Origin of the sequence: uncultured Nostoc sp., from assembly GCF_937863485.1 — a bacterium.
GTDB lineage: Bacteria > Cyanobacteriota > Cyanobacteriia > Cyanobacteriales > Nostocaceae > Nostoc.
Window position 1 is genome coordinate 1 of record NZ_CALMFY010000132.1, and the last position, 18,420, is coordinate 18,420.

Sequence of the window (18,420 nt, forward strand, 5' to 3'; positions counted from 1 at the left end):
ATCCCCGAACGCAAGAGCGTCCCGTAGGGAAGGGGTACGCGGACTCGCTCTAAGCGTTGGCGCAGCCTCTCTAAGCGAAGCCATGCCGCAGGCTTTACGCTGCGCTATCGTCAATTCCATTATCCAAAATTGAATTGCCCCATGCTCAATCCCTAAAATACCCCAGTCTGTGTTTCGACCTCAATCAAATCAAAGCGATAATTTTCAATTACGGGATTTGCTAGCATTTGGTCACAAATGCGATCAAGGTCTTGACGGGCTTTCTTCTCATCAGTCGAGGTGATGGTGAGTTCAATGTACTTACCAATCCGCACCTGGTCAACGTTCTCGTATCCCAGTTGCTTAAGACCGGATTGTACAGCCACACCAGCGGGGTCTAATACTGAAGGACGAAGCGTCACGAAAATTTTGGCTAAATACTTGGTTTGCACGGGCTTTTGCTGAATGCTGCGATCGCTATACTATAACTTTCTGTTCCAACTGAGTGAAAATAAGATTACGAAGCGGTTAAAGTTAATTGATCAATTAGCCCATCTAACAGCTTCAACTACAGTGGCATATTTAAATAATTGTCTATGAGAGCCATACGCACCCGCAGTCAAGAGCGTATTTTCAACCTACTGAAAACCGTCAAAAAAGGCATTTCCGCCCAAGATATTTACGTAGAACTACGTAACACAAATCAGAGTATGGGTTTAGCAACAGTTTACCGCTCCCTAGAAGCCTTAAAACTCGAAGGCATGGTACAAGTGCGGAATTTAGCTAACGGTGAAGCCCTCTACAGCCTAGCGCAGCAAGACAAACACCACCTTACTTGCTTGCAATGCGGTGTCTCAATTCCGATTAATCAATGCCCCGTTCATGACCTAGAAGACCAGTTAGAATCCAGCCATAAGTTTAAAGTTTTTTACCACACCCTAGAGTTTTTTGGGTTGTGCAGCCAATGCCAGGTAAATCAATCTACCGCGATTGGTCAATAGTTATACCAATTTTATGAGAGGAATAAAGCGTATTTTACTTCTGAATTCTGAATTCAGACTCCTGAATTCTGCTGTAATAAATGCTTTATTCAAATAAAACTCAACCAACTAAATACGTCTGTAACTCAGGGCGGCCGCATCTAAATTACTCTTGATTACAACCAAAGTTGAAAATCGATGAAAAAATCAGCATTTACTGTTTGATTTACTTTCCAAGACTCAAAATGAGCGCTTAATACTTTCGCAATAAGTAAAAAATAATGAGAAAAATATAGATCCTATAGAGAATGAAATAGCCTTGTTGACATGATGCGACCGCCCTGCCCCTGACTGTATTCAGTTGGAATAACAAAAATCTACGAGGTGGAGTATGGATACTCGTATCCCAGAATGTATTCGTCCAGTATTAAATGATTATTTGTTATCATTACAAATCGAACTTCCGGGTCTGATAGATGGCTGCTACATTCATGGATCTATTGCGCTTAATGCCTTTAACCCATACTTGAGTGACATTGATTTTATTACTATTCTCATACGACGGGCTATAACATCCGAGGTAAAAAAACTAAAAGCAGTCCATAAAAAACTAGAACTGAGCTATCCACAGTGGAAACTAGAAGGAAGTTATTTGCTTCTTGAAGATGTCGGGCGATCGCAACAAGAAATTGCTCCTTATCCTTACTATCATGACAGCGCTCTGCACTCTGCTGGATATCATGACATAAACCAAGTCACTTGGTGGGTGTTGAAACATCGAGGCATTTGTCTGATTGGACTTCCACCAGAAAACCTTGCATTTACAGTCGATTGGAATCTGCTGCAAAGAAAGATGAAGGAAAATCTGAACAGCTATTGGGTGAGTTGGACACGAGCGCCAAGTAAAGTAGCATATTTATTAACAGATAGTGGTATTCAGTGGGCTGTGCTTGGCGTTCTGCGTCTGTTTTACGCGTTGAGAGAGCATGAAATCCTCTCCAAAACGGAGGCTGGTCGATATGCATTAGTGCATCTTCCACCAAAGTGGCATCAACTTATTCAAGAGGCAATTAACCTGCGTGAAATTCGGCATGGTTCCTCTTATCGCAGCAAAGTGAGCCGGGCTGTTGAAGCAGTACGCTTCTTACACTATGTAATTAATGTATGTAACCAACAGGCATTTTCAAGAGAAAACGGCGTTTGAAATGTTACTGCCTGATTTTAAGAGATAGAAATTCACAATTTTATTAGTGTCGAAACTCTTTCTGAAGCTCTGCCTTTGTATTCTCCTACCGCTATCGGTGATTGGTTTGAGTTTCCCACATCAAAGTTGCATTAATCCTTAATGTCACGAACCCAAACCAATGGCAGCTTTTTAGTCTAAGTTAGCAGAGAACAGCGATCGCTCTTGATATGAAATGACTATCTCGATTCAAGAAATGAGGTTTTCATCGTTAGAATAATCTTCGCCACTGCTTCAGATATGAGAACCACCGATAATCGATTTCCTGATCGGTCAAATTTTATGCAAGGTGAAGGGGCTTCTTGGCTCTGTCATCGTCCTCTCCAGGCTTTCAGACCCTTTTCTAATTTTACTCTCCCCAGAGTGACAAAAGAAAGTTAGCGCTCTTCAATCACTCTAGGCTAAAGGTTGAAGACTATAAATAGGTATTCTTTCATTGTCTTGTTCCCAGTCTGAGACTGGAAACGAGGTTTGAAAAGGGTTTTAAACTTAAATTGACACCAATGCCACTCCCTACTTCTAACTAGAGCGATTATTTTCTAATCCTGGTATTTGCTTAGAAAACAACTCGTTAGAGTTAACCTGACCATCTGAAACGACAGAGCGTATGCCCTCTAAAGCAGCAGGAATGGAGCGCGGATCTATAAAAATTACCTTACTGCTATCGCTTTTACCAATTGTCGCGCCCATATCGAGATAACCCAAAGCAAACAGAACTTCAACTGCTTTATTAGCATTGGGATTAGTGTGGAGTTTTTGGGCAAGAATTTCTGCTGATTCTGCGATCGCCTGCGCTTTTAGAACTTGTTGCTGACGTTCTCCTTGAGCTTTCAGAACGATCGCCTTTTGTTCAGCTTCCGCTTGCAGAATTGTCGATTTTTGACGAGCTTCTGCATCTAAGATTTGCGCGTCAGCTTTGCCTCTGGCGCTATTAACAGCAGCTTCGCGTTCGCCCTCAGAAGTTAAAATTGCTGCCCGTTTGCGTCGTTCTGCCGACATTTGCAATTCCATCGATTCTCGCACTGCCTGAGACGGAATAATATCTCGCAGTTCTACCCGTGTCACTTTCACACCCCAAGGATCGGTAGCAACGTCCAAATCCTGTAATAAAAGTTCACTGATGTGGGAACGAGCAGTAAAGGTTTGATCCAACTCCAGTTGCCCCATTTCGGCGCGAATTTGAGTCAGCACCATGTTTACCATTGCCGACTGGAGATTTTCTACCTTGTACCAGGCTTTTTCCATATCCACAATCCGCCAGTAAAACACTGCATCCACCTCAATGCCAACGTTGTCACGGGTGATGCACTGTTGGGGAGGAATATCTAAGACTTTTTCTCGGATAGTTTCTCGGTAGACAATTCTATCTACGAAAGGAATGACAAAGTTTAGTCCTGGTTCCAGTTTTTTGTTATAACTACCCAATCTTTCTACCAAAGCTTCATTGCCCTGATTGACAACTTTCACAGACCCTGCTACGGCAGAACCACCAAGGGCTAAAAAGACGAGCAAAAAGAACTGTTCCATTGTGAATCTCCTGATTTTTAACTATATTAGGTGTCACTAGAAAGGAGAAGGGGCAGGGGCGAGGGACAGAAACGACTAATGACTCTTGACTCTTGACTAATGACTAATGACTAATGACTAAGAATTCAACAAATTTTCTGGTATCACAATCAAAGTAGTACCTTCTCTCCTAACCACATAAACCCTTTGATGGGGTGATATGGTGAATTTGTCATCGTCACATCGTGCCTGCCAAGAATTTCCCTCATACAGCACCCGCCCTGTTTTCCCAGGCAGAATTTCTGTTAAGGTTTCAGCTATAACTGCATCCCGAATTTTAGATTTGCGTTGTCGCGGTTGCAAAAACCGACGGGAAAGCAAAACTAGTGTGGTGGAAAATAATAGCCAAACTATAACTTGCAACCATACACTTCCCAAACCCACTCCAGACAGCAGCGCCACCACAAAAGCGCTAATTCCCATCATGAAGGCGACAAACGCCGATGGTAAGAACAATTCCATTAAACACAGAACTGCTCCTGCCAGAAGCCAGATTAAGGTAAAACTTGGCATAGCGCCATCCTAAACTTTACATTGACGTAAATGCATTTATACGATTAGATACACCCAGACGTAAGTTATTTACAGAAAGCAAAACTTGGTCTTTTTACCAATAATTTTGATTAATTTCAGTAACAAGGTGTAGCTAGTAGTACACGAATTCAGTCTATTCTAGCCTTCAAGTCATTGCCAGCTAAATGTAATCGAAATTCATGAGTTGATTGATTTTTTAAATTTATACCTTTATGATTTCTACTCAACTGATAATTTATTGTATAAATCCAGCCTGTAATAGCCCGATTAATCCTATGGGAGATAGTGTTTGTGCCAGTTGCCAAACTCCCTTGGTTCACCGCTATCTTTGGGCTACTGGCTCATTGTCTGTTAAAATTCCACCAGGCACAAAGGTAGCAGATAGATACGAGGTAATTAGTCCTCAGATTTGGCTGGATACTCAACCGGGACTTTCGCCAGATGCACCTGAAGAATTGCCAAAGGAAGTAATTCCTTATCTACGATTATATCAAGAACGGTTACACCTGCCTCAGGCTTATGGGTTTGCTAGTTACCTTGAGGGAGATACAAGTGATATCCTCTTATTGGAAAATGTGCCAATAAATGAGATCGGAAATATCTATCCAACTATTGTTGAGGCATGGGAGCAAGCAACGGCAGTACGACAAGTTTATTGGCTGTGGCAAATTCTCCAACTTTGGACACCTTTATCAGAATTGGGACTTAGCGGCAGTTTACTGGTAGTAGACAACTTGAGAGTCCAAGGTTGGTGTGTGCGGCTGTTGGAACTCTACCAAACACCAGCAGATAAGAAGCTGAGTTTACAGAATCTGGGGCAGTGTTGGCAGTTTTGGGTAGCGTCTGCAAAAGCATCAATAGCCAAAGGGTTACAGAACATAGTCCAGCAGATGTGTGAAACTGAGGTTGAGTTAGAGGCTATTAATATTCAACTCAATAATTTACTACTAGCATCGGCGGCAGAATTGCCACTAGTCTTGAAGGTGGCAGGCTCTACAGATATTGGCCCATTGATGGTGCAAAATGAAGACGCTTGCTACCCCAATACTTTGGGTGACTTAGATGAACCTTTATTACCTCAGTTGTCGATTGTTTGCGATGGCATTGGCGGACACCAGGGCGGCGAGGTTGCCAGTAAGTTGGCAGTGCAGTCTGTAAAATTGCAAATTCGCGCTTTACTAACGGAGGTAACAGAACAAACCGTACTTGTACCACCAGAGTTGTTGCAGGAACAACTAGAAGCAAGCTTACGGGTGATAAATAATCTGATTTGTGCCCGCAATAACGAACAAAAACGCCAAGGCAGAGAACGCATGGCTACAACCATAGTAATGGCGTTGCAAGTTCCACAACGAGTGCAGACGAGTACTGGGTGGCAATCAAATAATACCCATGAACTTTACTTAGCTAATGTTGGCGATAGCCGTGCCTATTGGATTACTCGCAATTATTGTCAGCTACTGACAGTAGATGATGATGTCACAACGCGGGAAGTCCGCTTTGCTAAAAGCTTGTATCGAAAGGCACTTCTTAGACCAGATGCTAGTGCCCTAACTCAAGCATTGGGGACAAGAGATGCAGAATCTTTGCGTCTCAAGGTTCAGCGATTCATTGTGGAAGAAGATGGCATCTTGCTACTGTGTTCTGATGGTTTAAGTGATAATAACTGCGTAGAACAATCTTGGCAGGATTATGCAAAACCCGTGTTAACTGGTCAACTGACAGTTGAAGATGCTGTTCGCAACTGGATTAACCTGGCAAACGAAAAAAATGGGCGTGATAATACGTCGGTTGTTCTTACTTATTGCCGTGTCTCCCCAGAATACTTAGTACCTGTGACTCCGGCGTTGCCAGAAGAGATTATAGAAGCAGAAATACAAGAAGAACTACAAGAACAAGAAGAACTACAAGAACCAATTTCCTTCACAGAAAGTTCGCGATCGCTGCTAGATTTGGATCTAGATTTGGATCTTCCAGAAGAACCACTTATAACCCCAGAAATTCCACCAACGTTAATTACAAAACCTAATCGGGGTAAACGCTTGGTAATGCTAGGGGGTGTATTGGCGTTGCTTGTGGGGGGTACAAGTCTGGGATTATTTGCCTGGTGGCAATTTAATCCTCAAGGATTCCAGCAAATATGTCGGCAACTTCCCCAAAGAGGGCAGCAACTTTGTCCGCCTGGGAAGTAGCGAATAGGACTCCAACTCAACATTCAGCACTCCACTTAACTACTCACCGTTGAAGATTACTGATGTGAAAAGACAAATAGTCTGGAGCCAAGAATATATATTGCCAACGTGAACATGAAAAACTTGCAAGTTGTGGATAATGGATTTTCATCCGTCCCGATTATTGATATCAGCGCCTTAATTTCTGGAAAAGGCGATCTCTGGCGAGAAGCCGCTTCTCTACGAGACGCTGCGCGAATGCGTCTACGCTATTCCATCGCATCTCAAATCAAACAAGCGTGTCAAGAATCGGGGTTTTTCTATATTATCGGACATGGTGTAGACGAAAGTTTGCAGCAGCGACTTGAAGAACTCAGCCGCCAGTTTTTCGCCCAGGATTTGGAAACTAAACTTAAAATCCGCATGGCTTTGGCAGGTATTGCATGGCGAGGTTATTTCCCCGTTGGTGGCGAACTGACATCCGGTAAACCCGACTTGAAAGAAGGTATTTATTTTGGCGCTCAATTGCCAGAAGAACACCCACTAGTGCAAGCTGGTACTCCTATGCATGGTTCCAACCTCTTCCCCGCCAACATTCCCCAATTTGGCGAAACAGTGCTTGAATATATGGAGGCGATGACAAACTTGGGACACACTTTGATGATTGGTATAGCCCTGAGTTTGGGATTGGAAGAATCCTACTTTGCTGACCGTTACACTTGTAATCCCCTAGTGCTGTTTCGCATCTTCAACTATCCTCCTCCTTTATCACCCTCAGATGGTGAACCGATATGGGGCGTTGGCGAACATACTGATTATGGCGTTCTGACCATTCTCAAGCAGGACGACTCAGGTGGATTAGAGATTAAATCCAAGTCAAGTTGGGTTGCTGCGCCTCCCGTTCCTGGTTCCTTTGTCTGCAACATCGGCGATATGCTAGACAAAATGACACGAGGTTTGTATCGTTCTACACCTCATCGTGTACAGAATCAGTCCCAAAATCATCGCCTTTCGTTCCCCTTCTTTTTCGATCCCAATTTCGATGTGGAAGTGAAGCCGATTCAATTAGATAAAATAGTAGCGAATAATGATGCAAGCGATCGCTGGGATAAAGCTAACGTTCATGATTTTCGCGGAACTTATGGTGATTATGTGTTAAATAAGGTGTCTAAGGTTTTTCCAGAGTTGCAGCGATCGGTATTATAGGGTTTCAACCTTTTCTTCTTTAACTCTTGAATTCGCACAGTCGTTGATTGAATTCGCACAGTCGTTGATTGAATTCGGACAACCACCAAGAATTTACCGGCTACTTTGAAAAAACGTAGCCAGCTCCCGCGCTACTGCGACTGGTTGCTCCTCCGTAGAAAGTGTCCGCAATGAGCGACCATACCACCGTGTACATCATCGGCTATGAAGACTGTTTTACTCCAGACTCCTGCTGTATTTCTCAGCAGATAGCTTGCTTGTTAAGCTTATCCGTGGTTTGATTTAAATACGGCATCCATATCAATTTAACGTAGTTTATTTAGAACTCAATTACCTGAATTAACTTGTCAGCCACAAAGTAAATACAAAACTTTCCATGCCTATCCAAACTATTGGTATTTTAAGTCCGGGTGATATGGGGCAGGCGATCGCAGCTGTTCTGAATCAAAATGGATTGAAAACTATTGCTGCTCTAGATAATCGCAGTGAACGAACTCGGCAATTAGCAGCCGCAGCCAACATTCAAGATGTGGGTTCCCTCAGACAACTGGTAATTGAATCTGATGTAATTTTGTCAGTTCTAGTGCCAGCAGCAGCGACTGAAGCAGCAAAGCAAGTCGCTGAGGTGATCAGCAATGTTGGTAAACAGATCCTCTACGTTGACTGTAATGCGATCGCACCCCAAAAAGTCATAAATATCGCCAAACTCATTGAATCAGTTGGCGGAACATTCGTAGATGCATCAATCATTGGCCCACCACCGCGAGTTCCCAATCGTACCCGCATATATACTTCAGGAAAACAAGCAAGTCAACTCCAACAACTGCAAGATCATGGCTTGGATGTGCGGGTGATTGGTGATGAAATTGGTCAGGCTTCCGGGTTGAAAATGTCCTATGCAGCCCTGACAAAAGGACTTACAGCAATTAGCACAGAATTACTGATTGCAGCCCATCGTTTAGGCTTGGATAAAGAACTATGGGATGAAGTGTCTAGTAGCCAAAAGGAACTTGCTAGCATATTAACCCGTTCGATTCCATCGATGACACCAAAAGCGCATCGTTGGGTAGGAGAAATGGAAGAGATTGCAGAAACATTTAAAGAGTTAGGTTTGACTGAGCGGATTTTTTACGGAGCAGCTGATGTTTACCGTTTGGTGAAAGAAACCTCTTTGGGTAAGGAAACACCAGAAGAATGCGATCGCGATCGTTCATTGAATGAAATTATTACAATCCTCTCCAATGAAGCAATTTCTGACACATAATCAAGACTATTTTATTGCGGGTTGAGATATGGGATGACTCAGGAACAATGGACTGCGGTTGACGCTTACTTTACCGATCTGCTTGTGCCGCCCGACCCCGCGCTGGATGCGGCTCTCCAGACTAGCGCTGCGGCCGGACTGCCACCGCACAATGTTTCGCCGAACCAAGGCAAGCTGCTGCTGCTATTGGCACAAATCCAAGGGGCGCGAACCATCCTGGAGATTGGCACTCTAGGCGGTTACAGTACTATCTGGCTGGCGCGGGCGCTATCCAGCAACGGTCGTCTGATCACCCTAGAGGCTAACCCAAAGCACGCCGAAGTCGCCCGTGTCAACATCGCCCGCGCTGGTCTGGCGGATATTGTTGACCTGCGCCTCGGACAGGCACTCTCTACGCTGCCACAGATTGCCGCCGAGGGTCACAGCCCATTTGACCTGATCTTTATTGACGCCGACAAGCCAAACAATCCAGATTACCTCACATGGGCGCTCAAACTTTCCCGTCGCGGTAGTCTGATTATCGCCGAGAATGTCGTGCGTAACGGAGCGGTGCTTGATCAAAGCAGCAGCGATCCTAGCGTCCAGGGGGTACGTCACTTCAACGAACTGCTTGCCTCTGAGCCGCGCATCAGCGCCACGGCAATCCAGACTGTGGGTAGCAAAGGATACGATGGCTTTGCGATCGTGATCGTCACCGCTGACTAATAAGGCATTGAGCCAAGATCCGTAAACCAAAATAGCAAGAGATTGTTATTTGCTCAGTCTTGGGAACGATTTTGAGGGAACAGGTAAGCGATCGCAGCGTAACCCGAAATACTGACTAAACTAACCAAAAAAGCAGCCAGAACAAAAGTAGACATACAGAATTCTACCCAAATGCCAGATTAACGTTATATTCTATACAATTCCAAAATCTCGACACTCATCAAAAAATAAGATTTTGGATTAATCCGCTAAGGCTTTGGCTTGCTCCTCCCTAACCCTTCTTAAAAGGAGGGAATTAGAGCCAGCCTTTTTAAGGGAGTTTGGGGGATCTTCCTGGGCAAAATATCACCAACACCAAGCGTATTGAATTTTGGATACTTTCAAACTAGCAATTGCGTATGACACAACAGTGACTACCTTGTGTCAATCCCTTGTATCTCAAGCATTTTCACTAAACTTAAGCCAAAGGCAGAAAAAACCGAAACGTACTGCCAATTCCCAACTCACTTTCTACTTGAATCTGACCGCCTTGTAGTTCAATCAAACGACGGGAAATGGTTAAGCCAATACCAGTGCCTCCCGAATGGCGATCGCGCGATTGGTCAGCTCGCCAGAAGCGCTCAAATACATGGGGCAAATTTTCTGGAACGATACCAATACCTGTATCGATAACCGCAATCCAGAGTTGAGATCCTTGAGTCCCAGCCCGAATCGTAATTAAACCTTCATTAGTATAATGCACTGCATTACCTAGCAGATTAACCAACACCTGTTCTGTACGGTCAATATCCGCCAATACAGGAGGCAGCACAGATGGACATTCCAAAAGCAGAACTGGCCCATCTTCCAACAGCTGGTCACTAAATTTTTCCACTAATGACTCTAACAATGGACGCAGATTTACCCGTTGTATATTAATTGGCAAATAACCAGCTTCTGCCTTAGAGAGTTCTTGTAAATCGTTCACCAAGCGCTCTAAACGCTTAGTTTCTCTAGCTAAACGCCGATAAATCTCAGGAGAGGCTTCAATTTCCCCATCAGCCAGTTCTTCCAAGTAACCACGGACAACTGTTAACGGTGTCCGTAGTTCATGAGTCATGTCTCCAATCACTTCTCGCCGCCGCACTTCCACCCCTTCTAAACTGGCTGCCATCCGGTTGAAACTAGCACCAAGTCCATTAAGTTCTGGAATGTCAGACATCGGTAGTCGTGCATCCATCTGACCAGCAGCAAATTTTTGGGTGATTTGTTCCATCTCTGTCAACCGCTGCATAATCCGTCTAGACACCCAGTAACTTAATCCTCCAGCAGCGGTAGTCCCAACTAAGACTGACCAAATTGTGCTTCGCTGCCAAGCAAGTTCAAATCCTGTAACCAATTCAGTCCGGACATCGATTAAGTCGAATCCCTGATTTTCTAATCGTTCCAAATGCAAGACAAACAAGCGGGGGGAAGAGATTTTGCTGATACTCACCAAACTAGCTACCCCCACGATCATTACTACTAAGTGGGAGAAAAATAGCCGCCCTCTCAGCCCCATCTTCATAATATTTACGCTACCAGGGGATCTTCAAATTTATAGCCTACCCCAACAACAGTTTTAATAAAAGTGGGAGTTGCCGGATCAGGCTCAATCTTTTTTCGCAACCGAGCTACATGAGTATCTACCACTCGTTCATCGCCAAAAAAATTATCTCCCCAAAGTTTATCAATTAGTTGAGTGCGGTTCCAAACTCTACCAGGATTACTGACAAAGGTAGTTAGCAAGTTAAATTCTAGGGTAGTTAAATCCAAAATTTCAACCTCCTGAGAATTTATCTGACGACTGGCAGTGCGCTGGTCTACATCTACGATAAAGTGTTGGGTACGATTGACTTGATGTTGTCCCCCTTGGCGGAGGCTACGCCGCAATAGTGCCCGCACCCTAGCTACCAATTCTCTGGGGCTAAAGGGTTTTATCATATAATCATCAGCACCAGTAGACAGACCAATGACGCGATCGATTTCCTCACCCTTAGCCGTGAGCATCAAAATGTAAGGATCTTTTGCACCTGGTTTCTGGCGAATTCTGGCACAAACTTCCAACCCATCCAAACCAGGAATCATTAAATCTAGAATGATTAAATCAGGTGGTTGCTCCTGAAACATCCGTAAAGCATTCATGCCATCGCGGCTAATGCGACAAAAAAATCCTTCTTTTTCTAAAGATAGTTCGATTAAATGAGCAATTTCTGGTTCATCTTCGACTATTAAAATATCCATTTCAATTAACAAGACTTGGGGCAAAATCCCTTGTTCAAAGTAGGCATTTGGGGACTGAAACGGGTATGGATGGGAATTCAAGCCCCACCCAACCTGATAAACCTTCTACAGGCTTACAATAGCTCAGTAGAGATTTCGATAGATTTGAAATCGGGTTTTAAAGGTTTGAATTTGACGGCGTGCGATAACTATAGCCAAGATTAGAATCTTTTTGAATGTGTGCTTTTATACTATCGAGGTCAATGAAGCAATCAGCAACATCAATCAAGCTTTCACTAGTGGTCGTTTGCAGGCTGACCACTTCCACCCGAACCCCCATTCTGCTGACAGCGTTCACAGCATATGCTAAATCTCCATCTCCACTGACTAAAACCGCAGTATCATAGTAAGGAGCTAAAGTTATCATGTCTACAGCAATTTCTACGTTCAGATTTGATTTCTTTAAATTCTCTGCTGGCACAATGAGTTCTTTTGCCACTACACGATAGCCATTACGACGCATCCACAATAGAAAACCCTGTTGCTTTTCATTATTGATATCAACCCCAGTATAAAAGAAAGCACGCAACAGTCTTGAACCGTTGGTTAAACGACAAAGCAATTTAACGTAGTCAATTTCTATGCCCAGTTGTAAAGCTGTATGAAATAGACTTAAGCCATCAATAAAAATAGCAACTCGACCACGATTCAAGCTATTGATAATCAAACTATCAGGTGCAGTATCTTGCATCTTGGTATCTTTACTTTTGACAACAGTATCGCTCAAATTTTGTCCTTGCCAATGCGGTTTAGCTTTGAGTACTTTAGGTTCCTTAAATTCATTTGTTTGTTTGCTAAAATTAGTTATAATCATTGATACCTCTGATTTTAAAGCTGGAAAGAGTTTTGGGTAAATTGTCTATAGTATAGTCTGTGCTGATTTATAACCCTAGCAGGTAATGATCTTAAGTCACTACATGCAGATAAACTTAATTGACGCTAAACAGAATCAAAAGTACACAGCCCAAGGGTTTTTCACTGTGATCAGGGTTGGTTTGACGAAACATTGCGTCTGCCCACAGATATGTTAATCTTTACCCACTGAGACAGCAAGAGTTTGGAGAAAATAAATCTTCCTGTAAGGGTAGGGCAAGAATCCGCGAACGTCATCTATCTATTTTATTTTACCGCAGGGTAAGGAAGCTCAAATACTGACAAGAGCTAGAAGCATTAATAATGTAATATGCGATGCCTGCGGCGGGCTACGCCAACGCTCCTCAAAAGGTAAGTTGTCTTAAGGTATTTAGGTAATCTTTAATGCAACTCTTATAAAAGTTTATCTTAATCAGGGAGTGCTCAACGGTCAATAGTCAGAAAACACTGACGAAAGAAAATACAAGATTCCCGACTTCTTTAAAGAAGTCGGGAATCTGAGTCTTAACCTTTAGCTAACTTATTATTGGATGTATAGTAAACCTTATTACCAGTATCAGGTACAAAATGGCAGATGATACATGAATTCCATAATGACTTCCAAATTGGTTCTTCCGATTTGTGGAAATACTCACCCATCACTGGTTTTATTGCCTCAGTTGCCTTCAGCAAATTGTAGTGAGGGATGTTAAGGAATATATGGTGAGCAACATGAGTACCGATATCATGATGGATATGATTGATCAAACCATAATTACGGTCAATGCTAGAAATCGCACCTTTCAAGAAAGTCCAATCTTCTCCACGATACCAGGGAAGGTCTGGCTCAGTATGGTGCAAAAATGTTACCAAATCTAGCCAAATTATGAACACAAGGTAGGGCACAGCGTAATATTTCAGCAACCACATCCAACCCCATTGGTAGGTGAGGAAACCTAGCAAACCTACCATACCAATCAAAAGTACAGTGCTAGTGATGACATCCCATTTTTCCGATGGTTTGAAAAGCGAACTGCTGGGCAAAAAGTGTGAGCCTTCTTTATTAGGAGAACGCTTAAATAAATACACAGGATAAGCCAAGAGAAAAACATAATATCTGCCTATCTTCTGGGCTAAAGGCATCTCCTTATATTCTGATTCTGTCACAGGATACCAGCTTTCATCGTTATCGATATTGCCAGTATTTTTGTGATGGGTTCTGTGACTAATCCGCCAACCATGATAAGGAACAAGTATTGGTGTGTGAGAAAGATGTCCAATCAAATCATTGAGCCATTTATGCTTAGAAAAAGATTGGTGTCCGCAGTCATGTCCGACTACAAACAAAGCCCAAAACATCGTTCCTTGCATTAACCAAAAAATTGGGAAGAAAAGCCAAGAATCCAGGTAATGAGCTACTGCATAAAGCAGACCGATAATCAAGATATCACGAAAGAAGTAAAAAAGTGATTTTGTCACATTGGGCTGAAAGCATTCAGCAGGAATTGCAGCTTTTAAATTCTGAAGAGTGAAAGGTAATTTAGTCCTATCCTCAGATGTTTCGCAGGCAGGAGGATTGTTGAACGTGATGATATTTGATTGCACTGGATTCTTTTGATTGGATATAAATCGGAACTTTATTTGAGACAAGATAATCTCACTTCTAAGATGCCCACGAAACTAGCGATCGCTAACACAGAAGAGGATAAATTCTGGCAATTTACCTAAAATTTTAGTCAGTAAAGAATTGCCAGATTTTATTTAAACACAGCATAATAAACGCTCTCATTATTGCAAGAGCGTGAGTGTAATCACAGCGCTATTTATCGCTCTGTATAATATTCGTTGAAAGTCTTATAGCCAACATCAGTTGTGTACAGTTGACACTGGTCTGTAATCTGCTTCATTAAAGGCCAAGAAAACTGACACTCATCATGCAGATAAGTCCCCCAATTTTCTTTGATGCTGCTGTAAGCTAGCCGCAAATTATAAGAAGGAATCGCAGTGGAAATATGATGAGGAACATGAACATTTATATCATGACACAGAATTTCTATCCAACGCGGATAATCACAATGGATAGTGCCAAATAGCTGTGCTAGACCCTCGTTCCACTTGTTCGCTGTCACAAAAGGAACATCTGCGGCAGTATGGTGAACAATAGTAAAAGTACTCATCCAAAAATGGTAAATCATCCAGGGCACTAGCCAAAATTTGACAAATCCCCAGATACCAGTTGTGGCGATGAGAATCGGGAAAGCGATCGCTGCAAACACAACTACTACAGCCACAGAAAGCTTGATACTCGATTGGTCTTTAGTTTTAAAGTTCCGCCAATCAAAATGCACAACTGCCCAATGTCCAATGGAACCTACCCACCAGAAGCGTTTACGCATGAACAGTTCAAAAGCAGACTGCCGGGTTTTATCCCAATTTTCAAACACTTCTGGTCTGATTGGATGCCAAGCGTTGTCCTCATCTAGTTTATTGGTATGAGTATGGTGATAATTATGCTTAATCCGCCAACTATGAAAGGGGTAAATTAACGGCATCATGAAGAAATGCCCCACCAAATCATTTACCCAACGACGTTTGGCAAAAGACCTATGACCACAATCATGGGCAATTACAAAAAAACCTGTTAAAGCAGTACCCGTAAAAATCCAAGCTAAGGGCAAAAGAAACCAAGGAGTGATAATCAAGCTGTAATAGCCCAAGGCAACTGCTAAGACACTGATTATTACTTGTGTCCAAGCTTTGCGAGGGTTCTGCTGAAAACATTCCCGTGGCAGGGTTTTGACAATATCTTTGAGCCTTAGATCGGAATTACCAGGCTCGTCACTTAGTTTCTGGCTATTAATTATTGATGTAGTCATGAACACCTGAAAAACAACAAACTCCTCCACCAAGTCACCAAAAAGTAACTTGCCGTAAAAATTCTTAACATTAGCGCTTCGGATTATAGCAACCTAACCGACACAAGCGCACCCGTAATATAGACTTTTGAAAAGTGAGGAGTTATCAGTAGATAAGTTATGAGTTTAGATTCTTAACTCACGCCTGATGTGAATTAGAAACGCTCCTTGTTCCATAAGGATTTGTGGGTCTCAAAATTATGGTTTGAGAAAAATCGACGGCAACATAAAGAATTTCGACACCTGATTCACATTAAACAGACAAAGATTTTTCGCGTCTCTCCTAACTCCCGTACAGATGCGATTAATCGCGTCTCTCCTAACTCCTGTACAGACAAAGATTTTTCGCGTCTCTCCTAACTCCTGTACAGACAAAGATTTTTCGCGTCTCTACTCCTAACTAGCTTTTGTTGGGGCCAACTTCACATTAGTAGCCAGACCAACTGCTTGTAGCAATTGAACAGTCATCCAAGTTAAATCGATTTCCCACCATTCCAGCCCATGACGAGCTGAGTATTGAAAGGCATGATGGTTATTATGCCAGCCTTCACCGAAAACTAGTACGGCTACCCACCAGCAATTAGTCGATCTATCACCAGAATCATAACTGCGATAGCCAAATTTATGAGTAGCGCTGTTCACCAACCAAGTGCAGTGGTAAACCCAGACAATGCGAACAAAAATTCCCCAAACAACGAAAGGCCAGCCACCCAGAAGCAAAAGCAATACACCTAGAGCAACTTGGATCAAAATGAAATATTTTTCTAAAAACTGATAAACTGGGTCTTCGGCAATGTCTTTGGTGAAACGAGGAACATCGGCGTGAGCCGGACAATAATGAATCAGCCAATCCATGTGGCTCCACCAGAAGCCTTTATTAGAATCATGGGGATCACGGTCAGTATCAGAGTTTAAATGATGAATGCGATGTGTCCCTATCCACTCAATTGGGCCTCCTTGACAGGAGAGTGTGCCGAAGAAAACCAGGAGATACTCTAGCCACTTGGGAGTTTGAAAACTGCGGTGGGTAACAAGGCGGTGAAATCCCAGAGTAACGCCTAAACCACCAGTCACCCAGTACAGTAAGAAACCCACACCAACTGCTGTCCAGCTAAAGTTACCAGGAACAAAGGCAAACAAAGCGCCGATGTGCAGTCCAATGAAAAAGAGGGTATTGACCCAGTTAATTTGAGGTTTAGTTGAAGTAGCAATTGTCATGCAGTAACCTGAATTTGAATTTTCCAGCCTAGTCTGTGCGATCTAAAAATCCGCATATCTATAATTTTTTTTGAACGAGGAACTGATGAACAGCTTAGAACAGCTGCGGCAAGCAGAACAGGCACTATTAGAAATTTTTTCTGGAATTGACACTCAGGTCAAGCATAATCTAAAACGAGTGCTGGATGCCTTTCGTAATCACCGTGTAGGCGCACACCACTTTGCTAGTGTAAGTGGCTATGGTCACGATGATTTAGGACGAGAAACTTTAGATAAAGTTTTTGCCGAAGTTATGGGTTCGGAAGCGGCGGCGGTGCGAGTGCAGTTTGTTTCGGGAACCCATGCGATCGCTTGTGCTTTGTTTGGTGTGCTCCGTCCTGGAGATGAAATGTTAGCAGTGGTCGGTTCTCCCTACGATACGCTTGAAGAAGTCATTGGTTTACGGGGTCAAGGTCAAGGCTCCCTTATTGAGTTTGGCATAAATTACCGCGAGCTAGAGCTAACCCCAGAAGGAACAGTGGATTGTCAAGCTTTAAGCCATGCAGTAGATGACAAAACTCGTTTAGTGTTAATTCAGCGTTCTTGTGGCTATTCTTGGCGTCCTAGTTTATCAATTGCCGATATTGAAAAAATTGTCCATTTAGTCAAACAGCAAAACCCGAACACCGTTTGCTTTGTGGATAATTGCTACGGCGAATTTATTGAAACCAGGGAACCTACAGCGGTAGGTGCTGATTTAATCGCAGGGTCATTGATTAAAAATCCTGGTGGTACTATTGTCAGCGCTGGCGGTTATGTCGCCGGTCGCGCCGACTTAGTGGAAGCAGCCGCCTGTCGCCTCACTGCTCCCGGTATCGGTAGTTATGGCGGTGCTACTTTTGACCAAAATCGCCTGCTGTTCCAAGGACTATTTCTGGCTCCGCAAATGGTAGGAGAGGCGATGAAAGGGACTTACTTAACTGGTTATGTATTTGACAAACTCGGTTATCCAGTGAATCCTGCACCCCTGGCTCCCCGTGGGGATGTAATTCAGGCAATTAAACTCGGTTCTGCCGAAAAGCTAATTGCCTTCTGTAAAGCCATACAACAGCATTCTCCTATAGGTTCTTACTTAGACCCTGTTCCAGATGAAATGCCGGGGTACGAGAGCCAGGTAGTCATGGCTGGGGGGACATTTATTGAAGGGAGTACCTTGGAATTATCAGCAGATGGGCCAATGCGTGAGCCATATGTGGTTTATTGCCAGGGGGGAACTCATTGGACTCATGTGGCGATCGCATTAGAAGCTGCGATTGATGCAGTAGGAAGCAGTGGTTAAATATTATAGCACATATTCCGTAGCGCATGAGGTTTATTGATAAATTAGTGAAAGGCGAACGCATTTGCTATTTCGGCGAACGCATTTGCTATTTCGGCGAACGCATTTGTTATTTCGGCGAACGCATTTGTTATTTCGGCGAACGCATTTGCTATATCGGCGACCGCA

The 18,420-nt window shown here is 43.2% G+C and carries 16 protein-coding genes; 7 read left to right on the top strand and 9 right to left on the bottom strand.

All coding sequences use genetic code 11. The features are described 5' to 3' along the window. Positions 1–152 precede the first annotated feature (152 nt). Complete coding sequence (gene purS / locus Q0541_RS17710) at positions 153–431, bottom strand: phosphoribosylformylglycinamidine synthase subunit PurS (protein ID WP_273767735.1); 279 nt, start codon at positions 429–431, stop codon at positions 153–155. A gap of 144 nt (positions 432–575) precedes the next feature. On the opposite strand from purS, the gene Q0541_RS17715 reads away from it, so the two are divergent. Both Q0541_RS17715 and Q0541_RS17720 read left to right on the top strand, forming a co-directional pair. Continuing rightward, on the top strand, positions 576–980 hold the full coding sequence (locus Q0541_RS17715) for a Fur family transcriptional regulator (RefSeq protein WP_298912765.1): 405 nt from the start codon (positions 576–578) through the stop codon (positions 978–980). A gap of 370 nt (positions 981–1,350) precedes the next feature. Further along, on the top strand, positions 1,351–2,163 hold the full coding sequence (locus Q0541_RS17720) for an aminoglycoside adenylyltransferase domain-containing protein (protein ID WP_298912768.1): 813 nt from the start codon (positions 1,351–1,353) through the stop codon (positions 2,161–2,163). A 558-nt stretch (positions 2,164–2,721) separates the two neighbouring features. Here the strand turns inward: Q0541_RS17720 and Q0541_RS17725 are convergent. Beyond that, positions 2,722–3,729 carry an SPFH domain-containing protein gene (locus tag Q0541_RS17725; protein WP_298912771.1) on the bottom strand — a complete coding sequence of 336 codons (1,008 nt, stop codon included), beginning with the start codon at positions 3,727–3,729 and terminating at the stop codon, positions 2,722–2,724. A gap of 117 nt (positions 3,730–3,846) precedes the next feature. Then, complete coding sequence (locus Q0541_RS17730; protein ID WP_298912773.1) at positions 3,847–4,281, bottom strand: NfeD family protein; 435 nt, start codon at positions 4,279–4,281, stop codon at positions 3,847–3,849. Between the two features lie 233 nt (positions 4,282–4,514). Between Q0541_RS17730 and Q0541_RS17735 the strand changes: the two genes are divergently transcribed. The 4 genes from Q0541_RS17735 to Q0541_RS17750 all read left to right on the top strand — a co-directional run bounded on the left by Q0541_RS17735 (position 4,515) and on the right by Q0541_RS17750 (position 9,648). After that, complete coding sequence (locus Q0541_RS17735; RefSeq protein WP_298912776.1) at positions 4,515–6,494, top strand: protein phosphatase 2C domain-containing protein; 1,980 nt, start codon at positions 4,515–4,517, stop codon at positions 6,492–6,494. Between the two features lie 114 nt (positions 6,495–6,608). Continuing rightward, positions 6,609–7,679: a 2-oxoglutarate and iron-dependent oxygenase domain-containing protein gene (locus Q0541_RS17740; protein ID WP_298912779.1), complete on the top strand. Its 1,071-nt coding sequence runs from the start codon at positions 6,609–6,611 to the stop codon at positions 7,677–7,679. A gap of 376 nt (positions 7,680–8,055) precedes the next feature. Continuing rightward, positions 8,056–8,943 (top strand): NAD(P)-dependent oxidoreductase, encoded by an 888-nt coding sequence (locus Q0541_RS17745; RefSeq protein WP_298912782.1) that lies wholly within the window; start codon positions 8,056–8,058, stop codon positions 8,941–8,943. 33 nt (positions 8,944–8,976) lie between these two features. Continuing rightward, positions 8,977–9,648 carry an O-methyltransferase gene (locus tag Q0541_RS17750; RefSeq protein WP_298912785.1) on the top strand — a complete coding sequence of 224 codons (672 nt, stop codon included), beginning with the start codon at positions 8,977–8,979 and terminating at the stop codon, positions 9,646–9,648. Positions 9,649–10,105: 457 nt separating this feature from the next. On the opposite strand, the gene Q0541_RS17755 is transcribed toward Q0541_RS17750, so the two are convergent. The 6 genes from Q0541_RS17755 to Q0541_RS17780 form a co-directional block, all read right to left on the bottom strand. Further along, entirely contained in the window at positions 10,106–11,194 is a 1,089-nt protein-coding gene (locus Q0541_RS17755) for a HAMP domain-containing sensor histidine kinase (protein WP_298912788.1), read from the bottom strand. A gap of 5 nt (positions 11,195–11,199) precedes the next feature. Beyond that, positions 11,200–11,910 carry a response regulator transcription factor gene (locus Q0541_RS17760; protein WP_273769498.1) on the bottom strand — a complete coding sequence of 237 codons (711 nt, stop codon included), beginning with the start codon at positions 11,908–11,910 and terminating at the stop codon, positions 11,200–11,202. Between the two features lie 157 nt (positions 11,911–12,067). Then, positions 12,068–12,763: an NYN domain-containing protein gene (locus Q0541_RS17765; RefSeq protein WP_273767763.1), complete on the bottom strand. Its 696-nt coding sequence runs from the start codon at positions 12,761–12,763 to the stop codon at positions 12,068–12,070. A 563-nt stretch (positions 12,764–13,326) separates the two neighbouring features. Then, positions 13,327–14,406 carry a fatty acid desaturase gene (locus Q0541_RS17770; RefSeq protein WP_298912793.1) on the bottom strand — a complete coding sequence of 360 codons (1,080 nt, stop codon included), beginning with the start codon at positions 14,404–14,406 and terminating at the stop codon, positions 13,327–13,329. A 218-nt stretch (positions 14,407–14,624) separates the two neighbouring features. Further along, positions 14,625–15,677, bottom strand: a complete 1,053-nt coding sequence (locus Q0541_RS17775) for a fatty acid desaturase (protein WP_298912796.1) — start codon at positions 15,675–15,677, stop codon at positions 14,625–14,627. A 435-nt stretch (positions 15,678–16,112) separates the two neighbouring features. Then, a complete protein-coding gene (locus tag Q0541_RS17780; RefSeq protein WP_298912799.1) occupies positions 16,113–16,934 on the bottom strand; it encodes an acyl-CoA desaturase in 822 nt (273 codons plus the stop codon). A gap of 85 nt (positions 16,935–17,019) precedes the next feature. Between Q0541_RS17780 and Q0541_RS17785 the strand changes: the two genes are divergently transcribed. Continuing rightward, positions 17,020–18,252: a methionine gamma-lyase family protein gene (locus Q0541_RS17785; protein ID WP_298912802.1), complete on the top strand. Its 1,233-nt coding sequence runs from the start codon at positions 17,020–17,022 to the stop codon at positions 18,250–18,252. Positions 18,253–18,420: the final 168 nt, after the last annotated feature.

What these genes read in the sequence shown, in the direction of transcription:
- Q0541_RS17775 (WP_298912796.1), bottom strand. Translation starts at nt 15,677, where the DNA reads ATGACTACATCAATAATTAATAGCCAGAAACTAAGTGACGAGCCTGGT.
- Q0541_RS17745 (WP_298912782.1), top strand. Translation starts at nt 8,056, where the DNA reads ATGCCTATCCAAACTATTGGTATTTTAAGTCCGGGTGATATGGGGCAG.
- Q0541_RS17780 (WP_298912799.1), bottom strand. Translation starts at nt 16,934, where the DNA reads ATGACAATTGCTACTTCAACTAAACCTCAAATTAACTGGGTCAATACC.
- Q0541_RS17720 (WP_298912768.1), top strand. Translation starts at nt 1,351, where the DNA reads ATGGATACTCGTATCCCAGAATGTATTCGTCCAGTATTAAATGATTAT.
- Q0541_RS17735 (WP_298912776.1), top strand. Translation starts at nt 4,515, where the DNA reads ATGATTTCTACTCAACTGATAATTTATTGTATAAATCCAGCCTGTAAT.
- Q0541_RS17740 (WP_298912779.1), top strand. Translation starts at nt 6,609, where the DNA reads ATGAAAAACTTGCAAGTTGTGGATAATGGATTTTCATCCGTCCCGATT.
- Q0541_RS17715 (WP_298912765.1), top strand. Translation starts at nt 576, where the DNA reads ATGAGAGCCATACGCACCCGCAGTCAAGAGCGTATTTTCAACCTACTG.
- Q0541_RS17750 (WP_298912785.1), top strand. Translation starts at nt 8,977, where the DNA reads ATGACTCAGGAACAATGGACTGCGGTTGACGCTTACTTTACCGATCTG.
- Q0541_RS17725 (WP_298912771.1), bottom strand. Translation starts at nt 3,729, where the DNA reads ATGGAACAGTTCTTTTTGCTCGTCTTTTTAGCCCTTGGTGGTTCTGCC.
- Q0541_RS17765 (WP_273767763.1), bottom strand. Translation starts at nt 12,763, where the DNA reads ATGATTATAACTAATTTTAGCAAACAAACAAATGAATTTAAGGAACCT.
- Q0541_RS17730 (WP_298912773.1), bottom strand. Translation starts at nt 4,281, where the DNA reads ATGCCAAGTTTTACCTTAATCTGGCTTCTGGCAGGAGCAGTTCTGTGT.
- Q0541_RS17785 (WP_298912802.1), top strand. Translation starts at nt 17,020, where the DNA reads ATGAACAGCTTAGAACAGCTGCGGCAAGCAGAACAGGCACTATTAGAA.
- Q0541_RS17755 (WP_298912788.1), bottom strand. Translation starts at nt 11,194, where the DNA reads ATGAAGATGGGGCTGAGAGGGCGGCTATTTTTCTCCCACTTAGTAGTA.
- Q0541_RS17760 (WP_273769498.1), bottom strand. Translation starts at nt 11,910, where the DNA reads ATGGATATTTTAATAGTCGAAGATGAACCAGAAATTGCTCATTTAATC.